Below are 12,433 nucleotides of genomic sequence, written 5' to 3'. Positions count from 1 at the left end.
CGATGCATTTTCGGCGATCATACCGGCCCTTTCGCAAACAAGTTCGCTCCCACAGTCTTCGGCCACAATTGCGTATAACGCAACGGGGGACCCCGTTATAAAATCGATTTATCGATTAAAAACTTCAAGCCCCTTGCCTAACCCATCCATAAATTTGTTTTATCCATAAGAGCGCTCTACTCTCAGGCTGGCTGGCAGGTGAGCCTGATTCGCAACTTGATGATGCTGCGATTGAACGTGGATGAAGCGTCGACACTCTGACCTGCGCCAACCTGCATACGCCGGGTTCGCGGCGCCTCTGGCCCGTTGACGAACACCACCGAACATTTGGCGTCTACATCCCCGTAGTTGCTGACGGTGATTGACCCGATGTTGTGATAAACGTCGTGCGTCACGTAATCGATCTTCACGCCCTGATACTGCTTTTCGACCTCGATGGGGTACGCAAAAGCCGTCACAGGCAACATGACCAGCAGTACACAGCACAGTCGATTCATTCGGCGATCTCCGAAGCGGGATTGTCAGAGTAGAACAAATAGCCAGCACATTAAGAGGAATTACAGCATGAAAGCGCCCCGCGTGACTCTCGACCAGTGGCGCACATTACAAGCCGTAGTCGACCACGGTGGCTTTGCTCAGGCCGCCGAGGCGCTGCACAGGTCGCAGTCATCGGTGAGTTACACCGTGGCGCGCATGCAGGAACAACTCGGCGTGCCGCTGTTACGCATTGACGGACGCAAGGCTGTGCTGACCGACGCCGGTGGCGTACTGCTGCGCCGTTCACGGCAACTGGTCAAACAGGCCAGCCAACTGGAAGACCTCGCCCACCATATGGAACAGGGCTGGGAGGCAGAAGTGCGGCTGGTGATTGATGCGGCCTATCCTTCGGCACGCCTGGTCAGGGCGTTGACCGCGTTCATGCCGCAAAGCCGAGGCTGCCGGGTGCGGTTGCGTGAAGAAGTGCTTTCGGGTGTCGAGGAGGTGTTGCTGGAAGGCGTCGCGGACCTGGCCATCAGCGGCTACAGCATTGCCGGGCATCTGGGCACCGAGATGAGCTCCGTCGAGTTCGTCGCCGTCGCTCATCCGGACCACGCCCTGCACCAGGCCAATCGCGAACTGACCTTTCAGGACCTGGAAAGTCAGCTGCAAGTGGTGATTCGCGACTCAGGCAGACAGCAACCACGGGATTTCGGCTGGCTGGGCGCGGAGCAGCGCTGGACGGTCGGCAGCCTCGGTACAGCCGCCACCTTCGTCAGCAATGGCCTGGGTTTCGCCTGGCTGCCTCGCCACATGATCGAGCGTGAACTGCGCGAGGGGCTGCTCAAGCCGCTGCGCCTGGACAAGGGCGGCAGCCGCAACCCGACCTTCTATCTTTACTCCAGCAAGGACAGGTCGCTGGGCCCGGCCACGCAAATTCTCATCGATCTGATCCGCACGTTCGACACCGCACCACTGACCACGGCACTCACTGCTCCCCAACACGCCTGACAGGAGTAGGCACATGGCTTTTTTCGAACACGACGACTGTTCGCTGCACTATGAAGAGTATGGTCTGGGCGACCCCGTCCTGTTGTTACATGGCCTGGGTTCCAGCTGTCAGGACTGGGAATATCAGATCCCGGCACTGGCCAGTCAATACCGCGTCATCGTCATGGACATGCGTGGCCATGGTCGCTCGGACAAACCCTACGGGCGCTACAGCATTCAGGCCATGAGCAATGACGTGGAGGCGTTGATCGAACACCTTCGTCTGGGTCCGGTACACCTGATCGGCCTGTCGATGGGCGGGATGATCGGCTTTCAGTTGGCGGTCGATCAACCGCACCTGCTCACGAGCCTGTGCATCGTCAACAGCGCGCCACAGGTCAAGGTCAGAAGCGCAGGCGACCTTTGGCAATTGGCCAGACGCTGGACCCTGTCACGCATCGTCAGCATGCGTACTCTGGGCGAGGCGCTGGGCAAGCTGTTGTTTCCAAAGCCGGAGCAGGCCGACCTGCGGCGCAAGATGGCCGAGCGTTGGGGCAAGAACGACAAGCGCGCCTATCTGGCCAGTTTCGATGCCATTGTCGGCTGGGGCGTGGAAAACAAACTGGGGCGCATTACCTGCCCGACGCTGATCATCGCAGCCGAACACGATTACACACCGGTCTCGCTCAAGGAGGCTTACGTCAAACGCCTGCCCAATGCGCGGCTGCTGGTCATCAAAGACTCCCGGCATGCCACGCCACTCGACCAGCCCGAGCAATTCAATCGCACGCTGCTGGAATTCATGGCCAGCATCGGAGTCTGAAAACCTTGTGCAGCCCAATAGGTGCGCTGGCTGATGGCATGAAGCCGCGCAAACCCTCTAACACGCTGGGCAAAGAACGCCAAACGTGGTTACCTTGCCGGCCACAGTCGATATCTCTTACCGAAGGACCTGTTGCCACATGCTGAAAAAAATCGCCCTCACCGCCTGCTCCGTATTGTTCGCCGCCAACCTGATGGCTGCCCCGGATAAAGCCACGCACGTGGTACTCGATACCAGCTTCGGCCAGATTGAAATCGAACTCGCAGACACCAAGGCACCGGTCAGCACCCAGAACTTTCTGGGTTACGTCGACAGCGGCTTCTACAGCAACACCATTTTTCACCGAGTGATTCCGGGCTTCATGGTGCAAGGTGGCGGTTTCACCCAGCAACTGGTTCAGAAGCCGACCAAGGACCCGATCAAGAACGAAGCACAGAACGGTTTGCACAACGTGCGTGGCACCATTGCCATGGCCCGTACTTCGGACGTTAACTCGGCTACCAGTCAATTCTTCATCAACACCAACGACAATGCCATGCTCGACAACGGCACACGTGACTTCGGTTACGCGGTGTTCGGTAAAGTCGTCAAGGGTATGGACGTGGTCGACAACATCGTCAACGCCCGCACCACTACTTCGAAAGGCATGCAAAACGTGCCAATCGACCCGATCCTGATCAAGTCCGCCAAACGCGTCGACTAAGCAGGAAACCTGCACCGCATAAAGCCTTCGGGCTTTGTGCGGGCTGGACGGGAGAGCCTCCACTTATCAAGGAGAACCCACGTCGCGTGGGTGTGATAGCCAATGCTTTATCGTCGTTTTGAAAAACTGATCGATATCTTCAAAGACGCCCCTACCCCTGCCCCTCCCAACACCGTCTTCGCGTTTTACATGTATTACCTGCGTCAGGTATGGCCGACGTTTCTCGCGCTTCTGGTCGTGGGACTGATCGGTGCGCTGATCGAGGTGTCGCTGTTCAACTACCTGAGCCGCATCATCGACCTGGCGCAAACCACGCCGCCCAAGGATTTTTTCAGCGTTCATGGCCCGGAACTGATCTGGATGGTGGTGGTGGCCCTGCTGCTGCGCCCGATCTTCGTCGGCCTGCACGACCTGCTGGTGCATCAGACCATCAGCCCCGGCATGACCAACCTGATTCGTTGGCAAAACCACAGCTACGTGCTCAAACAGAGCGTCAACTTCTTCCAGAACGATTTCGCCGGGCGTATCGCCCAGCGCATCATGCAGACCGGCAACTCGCTGCGCGACTCGGCGGTGCAATCGGTGGATGCGCTGTGGCACGTACTGATCTACGCGATCAGCGCCATGGTACTGTTCGCCGAGGCCGACTGGCGCCTGATGATCCCGCTGGGCACCTGGATCGTGGCGTTCATACTCTCGCTGATGTACTTCGTCCCCAGGGTCAAACAACGCTCGGTGGAGTCGTCCGATGCGCGCTCCAGACTCATGGGCCGGATAGTCGACGGCTACACCAACATCACCACATTAAAACTGTTCGCGCACACCAATCATGAGCAACAGTATGCGCGTGAAGCGATGCGTGACCAGACCGAGAAAAGCCAGCTGGCTGGCCGTGTCGTCACGTCGATGGACACCACCATAACCACCATGAACGGCGTGCTGATTGTTACCACCACCGGGCTGGCCCTGTGGTTGTGGACCCAGTCGATGATCTCGGTGGGTGCCATCGCGCTGGCCACAGGCCTGGTGATTCGTATCGTCAATATGTCCGGCTGGATCATGTGGGTGGTCAATGGCATTTTCGAGAACATCGGCACCGTGCAGGACGGCCTGGAGAGCATCTCGCAGCCTGTCACGGTGAATGACCAGCCCGGCGCCCTGCCGCTGAAGATCGAAAACGGCGGCGTCCGGTTCGATGGCGTTGATTTCCATTACGGCAATGGCAACGGGATCATTCATAACCTCAATCTGGACATCAAACCGGGCGAGAAAATAGGTTTGATCGGGCCTTCAGGCGCAGGTAAGTCGACGCTGGTGAACCTGCTGCTGCGCATGTATGACGTTCAAGGCGGCAGGATCCTGATCGACGGTCAGGATATTTCTGAAATCACCCAGGAAAGCCTGCGTGCGCAGATTGGCATGATCACCCAGGACACGTCGCTGCTGCACCGTTCGATTCGCGAAAACCTGCTGTATGGCAATCCTGACGCCACTGACGAACAGCTTTGGGAATCGATCCGCAAGGCCCGTGCCGAAGAGTTCATCCCGCAGTTGTCGGACTCCGAAGGCCGCACCGGTTTTGATGCCCATGTGGGAGAGCGCGGCGTCAAGCTGTCCGGCGGTCAGCGCCAGCGAATCGCGATCACCCGTGTACTGCTCAAGGACGCACCGATCCTGATCATGGACGAAGCCACCTCTGCACTTGATTCGGAAGTTGAAGCAGCCATTCAGGAAAGCCTGGAAACCTTGATGCAAGGCAAGACCGTCATCGCCATCGCGCACCGCTTGTCGACCATCGCCCGTATGGATCGTCTGGTGGTACTGGAAAAAGGCCAGATCGCCGAAACCGGCACCCACGCCGAACTGCTGGCCCGCGGCGGGCTGTATGCGCGGTTGTGGCAGCATCAGACGGGTGGGTTTGTAGGGGTGGATTGAGTATGGGGAGATTGCTGGCCTCTTCGCGAGCAAGCTCGCTCCCACAGGATCTTCAGAGGCCAGTGATCTACCCGCTGCCATGTATACCCATGACTATCGTGCCAATGCTCCGCGTTGGCATGCATTTCGTGACGCTCCGCGTCACAAGTCTCGCGCCGATGCTCCACGCGGGAAGGCATATCCTCCGCTACTCCGTCTGCCGGTACGGCAACGCACTCCTCGCCTCATCGGCATACGCCAGTACACCGACGCGTTCCTGCTCGAGAAACTCACTGACCGCGTCTTTCAACCCTGGGTGCATCAGGTAATGCCATGACCGGGTGATCTGCGGTTCGAAGCCACGAATCAATTTATGCTCACCTTGAGCGCCGGCATCGAATCGTTGCAGACCATGGGCGATGGCGTAGTCCATGCCCTGATAGAAACAGGTCTCGAAGTGCAGTCGGTCAAACTCGGCCAGGCAACCCCAGTAGCGCCCGTAGAAACTATCGTCACCGATCAGGCTGAAAGCCATCGCCACAGGCCGTGAGCCCTGCAAGGCGATGACCACGCGGATCGATTCGGGCATACGCTCGGCCAGCAGACTGAAAAATTCGCGTGTCAGGTATGGCGCCTGCCCGCGAATTTCGTAGGTATTGGAATAGCAGGCGTAGACGAAGTCCCACAGCACTTCGCTCATCTGCGCGCCTTCGAGCCATTCAAACTCGATGCCCTGCCCCGCCACCTGTTCACGCTCCTTGCGCATCTGCTTGCGCTTGCGCGAACTCAATGCGTCCAGAAAGTCCTGAAAGTCGCGGTAACCCCGGTTATGCCAATGAAACTGACAACCAAAGCGCTGCAACCAGCCCGGTTGCGATTCAAGCAAGGCATCGGCAGCCGGGTCGGTGAAATTCACATGGGCGCTCGACAGCCCCTCGCTCTGCAGATAGGCCGGCAGCTCGCTGAGCAACTCCATGCCGCCTTGAGGCGTTGCCGACAGGATGCGTGAGCCGCCAACCGGGCTGAACGGCACCGCGACCAACAGTTTGGGGTAATAGGCGATTCCGGCGCGACGGCAGGCGTCTGCCCAGGCGTGATCGAACACATATTCGCCGTACGAGTGCCACTTCCGGTAGGCCGGCAATGCCGCAACCAGTTGATCGTTTTCGTAGTGCAGCACATGTTCGGCACGCCAACCGGAGCGTGGCCCGAGGCTGCCGCTGTCTTCCAGCGCGCTGAGAAAGGCATGCCGCAGGAACGGCTGATTGCCCGGCACCAGTGCGTCCCATTGAGCAGGGGCAACGGTGCTTAGGTTGTCGATAACGTGAACGGGCATGCAGATTCCCCGGATTGTCAGGCGTTATGGAGAGTATCCCTTATTGAGGCCCTGCGTTCACAGCGTCCGAAAGCTGTATGGAAAGTTTGATCGCACACGCCTTGATCGCACGCATGCGTTGCTTGGTGATCTGTTTTACCCGGTCAAGGTATTGTTGATCGGATTGCATATCCGGCGACAGCTCATCCAGAACGGCGAGACGCTCAGCAAAAGGGCGCTTTACCGGCTCAAACTCGTGGGCGTAGCGGATTTCCAAATAATCCATCCAGAACTCCCTGGCAATCAGTGACTCGAAAAACGCAGGAGTACTTTCACGCGCAATTATCTCGCGGTAGGCGGAATCCAGATCGGCGTCACTCACCCCCGCCAAAGTCCTGAACAGCATGGATCTGGACCGGCTGGCCAATCCAAGCCGTACCTGCAAACCCGTTCGATAGGCCAGTCGTACTTCGGCTTCATCTACCGTTTTATTGCTTTTCATCCGAAGAGCAATATCGCGACGGGCAATTTTTTCCACCTCATCGAGACGGTCGAGACTGCGGGTCATCTTGAACAGCTCCAGTGGCCGTGCGGCTTCCGGCGTGGATGACGTAATCGCGAACACCCCAACGCGAACTTCCATGTCCCCGAATATTAACGCCAGACCATCGCCACAGGTTTGAGGATGGGCGGCAAGATCAAACAATTGCCGACGCAGCTCCCCATTTTCAGCAGCCGCTTCCATCATCGTCCAGACCCGTGTCGTGAGCGCTTTACGATCGTTGAAAAAGTCTGCTGAAGTGGTCAGGTCGCTCAGCACCTGAAAAAAATCCGTAGAACCGGAACAGTCCTGCACATTATGCCAAAGCTCTGTCCGTGCAGCCAGTTGCTCACCACTCGCACTGCCAAGCCAGGTCTTAAGGGCAGGCGTTTCCTGATGCAACAAGCGGTTATGGCTGATACCCAAACGGGACTGATACCGTTGCTCACGCAGCACTCTGATCCGTTCATGCGTCTGCACACTCAGCGGATTACCATTCAAATGTATATTCAGACGATTATCGCTGAGGGAGCGATCAATAAGGGCGAGCGCCTGGGTAGTTATGTCCGAGATATGGTTGTCACGAAGGTCGAGAAGCATCAGATCAGAACTGCGCCAGTTCCACTCTGGCACCCTTTCAATACCTGTAGAACGTAAAAAAAGCATGCGCAGTGCGTTGAGCGGACTCAGCCGCGTGCTCCGCCCAAGCGAGCAAAAACTGAGGTCCAGAACTTCCAGTCGGCTCAGATTGCGCAAACCGGCGTTGCACTGGTCGGTCCAGACCAACGGGTTGTGAACCGCCCCGGGTTTCTCGGAGACCCTTTTGTTTGAGTCATGCCACCTGGGCAGACTCGGTGAGTTGCTGATAATAGATTGCTTCTGCTTCGACCGGTGGAATATGACCGATTGGCTCCAGCAGGCGGCGGTGATTGAACCAGTCCACCCATTTCAGGGTTTCCAGCTCCACCGCCCCCCGTGTGGGCCAAGAGCGTCGATGAATCACTTCAGCCTTGTAAAGACCATTGATGGTCTCAGCCAAAGCATTGTCGTAAGAGTCACCGACACTCCCGACCGATGGCTCAATACCGGCTTCGACAAGACGCTCGGTATAGCGAATGGACACGTACTGCACGCCACGGTCACTGTGGTGAATGAGTCCACCCTGCTTGACTGGGCGACGGGCGTAAAGGGCTTGCTCCAGTGCATCGAGTACAAAATCGGTACGCGCTGAACTGGACACCTTCCAACCGACGATGAATCGGGCAAAGACATCAATGATGAAGGCCACGTAAACAAAACCCTGCCAGGTACTGACGTAGGTAAAGTCCGATACCCATAGGGCGTTCGGGCACTCAGCCACAAACTGACGGTTGACATGATCCTGCGGGCACGGCCTGGCTTGGTCGCTGACCGTCGTCTTGACGGGCTTGCCGCGTACCACGCCTTGCAGGCCCAGCTCTCCCATCAGACGTTGCACCGTACAGCGGGCGACTTGCAGTCCGTCACGCAGCAATTGTCGCCAGACCTTGCGCACGCCATATACCTGAAAGTGCTCATCCCAGACTCGCTGGATGTGCTCACCCAGTTCCTGGTCACGCTGCGCACGCGCTGACTGCTGGCTGGGGTCAGCCTGCTGAGCAGCGTACCGGTAGTACGTCGACGGGGCGATTGGCAACACCTTGCAAATCGGCTCGACCCCGTAAGACTGGCGGTTTTCATCAATAAACGTCTTCATCGTTTGAATGGGCGGTCGAGCTCCGCCTGGGCAAAATAGGCTGAGGCCTTACGCAAGATCTCGTTAGCTTGACGCAACTGACGGTTCTCACGCTCCAAGAGCTTGACTCGCTCACGTTCGACTGTGCTCAGCCCATCACGCTGGCCGCTGTTGCGCTCAGATTGGCGAACCCACAGCCGTAATGTCTCGGGCGTGCAGCCGATCTTGGGGGCAATGGCACTGATGGTGGCCCACTGCGACTCGTACTCAGGAAGGTGTTCGAAAACCATCCTGATGGCCCGCTCACGGACCTCTGGGGAATACTTCGGTAGTTTTTTCATCGCTCCATCCTCTCAAAGGTTGGAGTCTCCGAGAAACCCGGGGCGGTTCAATGCTTAAGTAATACATCAGCCTGTGAATGGGTAAGCCGCATGTTTCGAGCGTTTAAAACCGCCACATGACTGAAGTCAGCCAATACCTGCGGCATGTTTCCTATCCGTAGACCCTCCAGATCAAGCGAATACCCCAAAAACTCACCCTGATAGTTTCTGCAGTGAGCGCTCAGGCGCCTCCAGCAATTGCGAATTCGCAACGCCGCGATTGCCCTCGGTCTAAGCAGTGACGAGGGCTCAGCTTGCAGTACCCAATTGTCCAGGCCGGTTTGCAAAGTGCTCAGTTCCTGAGCGAGGCCTTGCAGCCTTTGTCGAACAAAGTTCGTCAATTGCGAGGCAGAACCTGTGTGCTCTGCACGCAGAGCCTGAAGAAACGTCGTAACCTGCTCTTCGGAAAAATCCGGATACAGGCTTTTTACCGCAAGCTCTGGCGAGTGGCTGGGCGCACCAATCCCAAGCCTGCGGAAGAGGCCACGCAAACGTCCGCTCAGGGGGTAACCCACACGGCCATCGTGCAGTCGTTGCGGCCATTTGATGCCAGGCTTGATCGGCTGCAACTGCAGGATTTCCGCTATCCGGTCACGTCTGTCAGATGCGATACGACACAAAAGACTGCGCAGGTGCTGCTCATCCGCATTCACTGGCAATTCGATGTTGACACGCACGTCATCAGGAAGCGCGTTCAGCAGAGCACTGAAAAAGCTCTGACCAGCCTCACCTATAGACTCACCCAACTGATTGAAGGGCTGAAATACCTCTTCGGTTCTGATCAGAACCCGATGCACGACAGTCGTCTGGTCACTTTCAAGGCTCGCGATCTCATCGCCCTCCAGCGTGTCTTTCAGCAGATCGATTGAAACGTCGCCACGCCAGCCCTGCGTGTACGGCAACATGCCAAGCCCAGTCGCACAGGTGTCCGGATTACCCGACGAGCGTCGGTAGAAGCCTTCGATGGCCCTGTTTATTCGCAGTTGCTGCTGATACTCACGAGCATGCTCGGCAAGCTCAAGAGGGATACGTTTTTCCGAGATCATCCGTGCGGTGTCTGCATCGCTCGCCATCTCGATGAGTTCCAAAGCGATGCTGTCCGACACACTGCTGAAATCGCGTTGAATCAGCTTGACCAGCGGCTCACTGCTGCGGTTGTGCAGTGCATAAACCTCGTCAAGCAACGGCCCCATGTGAAGTTGCGCACAGTCGGCCAGATAACGTTTGAAACCTTGAACCTGCGAAGTTTTATCTGCACCGCTGGTTCCCGTCAGATGACTGACTTCATCGGGTGTCAGCCCTTCCAGCAATTGGCCGAGCGCCTGCGTGAGGTCTTCTGTCACGCCCACGACACTCGATGAAAATGTCATATGCGCCCCCACGTTCCAGGCGTCGATCATGGTTCCGTCTGCGTCTAACACTAACAACCCTCGGCTCTTGTGCCAGTGCGGCGACGACACCAGCAGCTTCATCCATGGCTCGATATGAGTGACAGGCACTGGCGAGGACTCTTCTGCCTTGAGGGCGTCTATGCAGGCTTGCAAGCCCCGCTCGATTTCCATGCGCTGGATGGCATCTCTCAGAAGAGCTGGAAGCGGGTGACTTTCGACATGTATCTGACGCAACAACGCCTCGTTGCTGCCCGTAATGCTCAAGACCCGCGAGATCTCTTCTTCGGTGAACGCATCACACGTCACATTAAGCCGCCTGAACGCTGTGACTTCATCCCAGCCCATGGGGTTTTCCCACTCGTGACGCCAGGCACCGGCCCCGTTGTGCTCAAGCTTAGGCGAGTAGGCGTGCTGATCCTGCGGGTGCCTGATACGCCAGTTTTTTCCGGTTGCGTCTGCTTCAACGCGGTACAGCTTGCCGTTCATTGGCAGCCACGTCTTGCTGTCGAATTCGTAAAGCCCCAGCGGATTGGCACGCAAACCGTCAGGCACCGTAACCGTATCCGCATAACCGCCAACAGTCGGCTTTCCAAGACGAACCGATCCATCCACCCTCTTCTGCACCAGGCTTTCGATAAACATCGACGGTTCCAGCCGATCGAGCGCGCCAATGACGCTGCCCACCACCACTGTCTGAGCGACGTTTTCGGCGATGTTATAAACATGTTGCATGGCCTCTTCCACTTCCCCGTGCGTCCAGTCTTCGTAGGCAACGAACGCTTCGCGGACAATCTGATAGAGAGCAACCACGGCCATGACTTCACCCAGCACAGGCACAAAGAGCCCGGCCGCATTGAGTATGTCCATGCCACTGTTTTTCAGGTTGTCGATCAGCGCATCCCTGGCTAGCTGATCAGCCTGCGCAGACGGCACCGCTATGGTCCGTGAATCAACGTAGGTTTTGGCCAGCAGGTGGTCGTAAAGCAACTCGAACGGGGGCTTGGAAAATGGCTGCGCCTGCAACACCAGGTCGGCATTGACGTCCAGCGTGTGTTCCTGGACCGGGTAGAGCCGCGATTTCAGCTTCGCAAAAAACTCCGGACTTTGGCCAAGGCTGACGAAGCGGCTGAAATAGCGCCTGTAACTGTCACTGTCGAGCGCTGCCACGAGGCTGTCGTTGAAAGCCCGGAGTGACGCGAACTGTTTGAGCGGGTGTGACGGCTCTGAAGGCATATAGACAAGACAAGGCTCACTGTCAGGGTCAGCAATATCCTGCTGAATCAGCAAAGCCCCGTGTAACAGGCAGCCCGAAAAAGCGTAGGTATCGAGCATATGCAACTGACAATAGCGCAACCCCCTGCCCCCCCATTGCGCATGGACGTCGGGCTTCACTACGCTCAACAGCATCTGGTAAGCGGCTTCGCTGATATCGCCCTTCATCATGGCAATGTGCGCAAGCACCTCGACAGAATCGCGCTCACCGTCGATAAAAACAGTGGCAACCGCTTTCGCAGCGCCTGGCGTGGAAGGCTTGAATACACTGTCCAGATGCGCCTGATACTGGCCACCAAGATCCAGTTCATGACAAAAATCAGCGAATTGCTCAAGGTCGATATCAAGACGGTCCTTGTATTCCACCTTGTACCTGCGCTGAGCACTGTCGATAAGCCAGTAACGCAGGCCTCCAGTACGAAGTATTGCCGAGTACGGATCGAAGCGGCTTCGGTTACTGGAGGCGAAGTTCTGCAAGGCGGCCTGCAACAGCGTCTGTTCAAGGGGATTCGGCTTCCAGGAACCGTCATAACGCCAAGTCATCAGTTGAAAGGCTTCGACATCCAAGGGAAGTTCGAAGCGTTCGAAAAACGCTTGCGTCAGCAGAGGCGCTGCGAATGCTTGTGCTGATAAAAGACGATTGCGAACGGGCCCAAGCGCATGCGTGGAACGCAGGGTTTTCTGATGACTGGCGTGCAGTGCCTGGCGCAAGGTCGCCGGGGCGTTCAAATACCAGTCAGGCAGGCTGCCTCTGATGAATCCGGCATTTGGATGCTCAACGTCGAATGGCGCAGAGTCGAGTTGTCGTGAGGAAGGCAGGGAACCAGGCGAGGCTGGCGTTCCAGACGTGGTGTAGGCGGTAAACATGATCGATACCCGTGATGGCTTCGTAAAAAGCCAACACAATAAAGAT

General features: G+C 57.2%; 8 protein-coding genes, 1 pseudogene and 1 other annotated feature. Of the genes and pseudogenes, 4 read left to right on the top strand and 5 right to left on the bottom strand.

Features of this window, described 5'->3' with window-relative positions; genetic code table 11:
* Nucleotides 1–182: 182 nt before the first annotated feature.
* Nucleotides 183–497 (bottom strand): hypothetical protein, encoded by a 315-nt coding sequence (locus AC4ANE_RS07940; RefSeq protein ID WP_002554784.1) that lies wholly within the window; start codon nt 495–497, stop codon nt 183–185.
* A gap of 67 nt (nt 498–564) precedes the next feature.
* Here AC4ANE_RS07940 and AC4ANE_RS07935 point away from each other — a divergent pair, with 67 nt between their 5' ends.
* The 4 genes from AC4ANE_RS07935 to AC4ANE_RS07920 all read left to right on the top strand — a co-directional run bounded on the left by AC4ANE_RS07935 (nt 565) and on the right by AC4ANE_RS07920 (nt 4,928).
* Nucleotides 565–1,488, top strand: coding sequence for a LysR family transcriptional regulator (locus tag AC4ANE_RS07935; RefSeq protein ID WP_002554785.1), 924 nt, complete (start codon nt 565–567; stop codon nt 1,486–1,488).
* A 13-nt stretch (nt 1,489–1,501) separates the two neighbouring features.
* A complete protein-coding gene (locus AC4ANE_RS07930) occupies nt 1,502–2,290 on the top strand; it encodes an alpha/beta fold hydrolase (RefSeq protein ID WP_002554786.1) in 789 nt (262 codons plus the stop codon).
* A gap of 139 nt (nt 2,291–2,429) precedes the next feature.
* Nucleotides 2,430–2,993 carry a peptidylprolyl isomerase A gene (locus AC4ANE_RS07925; RefSeq protein ID WP_002554787.1) on the top strand — a complete coding sequence of 188 codons (564 nt, stop codon included), beginning with the start codon at nt 2,430–2,432 and terminating at the stop codon, nt 2,991–2,993.
* 102 nt (nt 2,994–3,095) lie between these two features.
* On the top strand, nt 3,096–4,928 hold the full coding sequence (locus tag AC4ANE_RS07920) for an ABC transporter ATP-binding protein (protein WP_005732280.1): 1,833 nt from the start codon (nt 3,096–3,098) through the stop codon (nt 4,926–4,928).
* 187 nt (nt 4,929–5,115) lie between these two features.
* Here AC4ANE_RS07920 and AC4ANE_RS07915 read toward each other — a convergent pair whose 3' ends face one another.
* The 4 genes and pseudogenes from AC4ANE_RS07915 to AC4ANE_RS07900 form a co-directional block, all read right to left on the bottom strand.
* Nucleotides 5,116–6,243, bottom strand: a complete 1,128-nt coding sequence (locus AC4ANE_RS07915; protein ID WP_002554789.1) for a GNAT family N-acetyltransferase — start codon at nt 6,241–6,243, stop codon at nt 5,116–5,118.
* Between the two features lie 40 nt (nt 6,244–6,283).
* Nucleotides 6,284–7,558: pseudogene (locus AC4ANE_RS07910) on the bottom strand (NEL-type E3 ubiquitin ligase domain-containing protein); the annotation flags it as partial.
* A gap of 37 nt (nt 7,559–7,595) precedes the next feature.
* Nucleotides 7,596–8,818 (bottom strand): IS3-like element IS51 family transposase gene (locus AC4ANE_RS07905; protein ID WP_095178853.1). Its coding sequence is split into 2 segments (ribosomal slippage): nt 7,596–8,533 and nt 8,533–8,818, totalling 1,224 coding nucleotides; the frame shifts between segments, so codons are not numbered across the junction.
* Nucleotides 8,424–8,540, bottom strand: a sequence feature (AL1L pseudoknot). (Overlaps the previous gene by 117 nt.)
* Nucleotides 8,819–8,865: 47 nt before the next feature.
* Complete coding sequence (locus tag AC4ANE_RS07900) at nt 8,866–12,387, bottom strand: dermonecrotic toxin domain-containing protein (RefSeq protein ID WP_460408782.1); 3,522 nt, start codon at nt 12,385–12,387, stop codon at nt 8,866–8,868.
* Between the last annotated feature and the right edge of the window lie 46 nt (nt 12,388–12,433).

The organism is Pseudomonas sp. Pme6b (genome assembly GCF_058129925.1).
The sequence above is the reverse complement of the archived record's forward strand: the minus strand, read 5'-3'. Positions and strand labels throughout refer to the sequence as shown.

Coding starts and splice junctions, on each gene's coding strand:
- AC4ANE_RS07925 (WP_002554787.1), top strand. CDS start 2,430: ATGCTGAAAAAAATCGCCCTCACCGCCTGCTCCGTATTGTTCGCCGCC.
- AC4ANE_RS07900 (WP_460408782.1), bottom strand. CDS start 12,387: ATGTTTACCGCCTACACCACGTCTGGAACGCCAGCCTCGCCTGGTTCC.
- AC4ANE_RS07915 (WP_002554789.1), bottom strand. CDS start 6,243: ATGCCCGTTCACGTTATCGACAACCTAAGCACCGTTGCCCCTGCTCAA.
- AC4ANE_RS07930 (WP_002554786.1), top strand. CDS start 1,502: ATGGCTTTTTTCGAACACGACGACTGTTCGCTGCACTATGAAGAGTAT.
- AC4ANE_RS07935 (WP_002554785.1), top strand. CDS start 565: ATGAAAGCGCCCCGCGTGACTCTCGACCAGTGGCGCACATTACAAGCC.
- AC4ANE_RS07920 (WP_005732280.1), top strand. CDS start 3,096: ATGCTTTATCGTCGTTTTGAAAAACTGATCGATATCTTCAAAGACGCC.
- AC4ANE_RS07940 (WP_002554784.1), bottom strand. CDS start 497: ATGAATCGACTGTGCTGTGTACTGCTGGTCATGTTGCCTGTGACGGCT.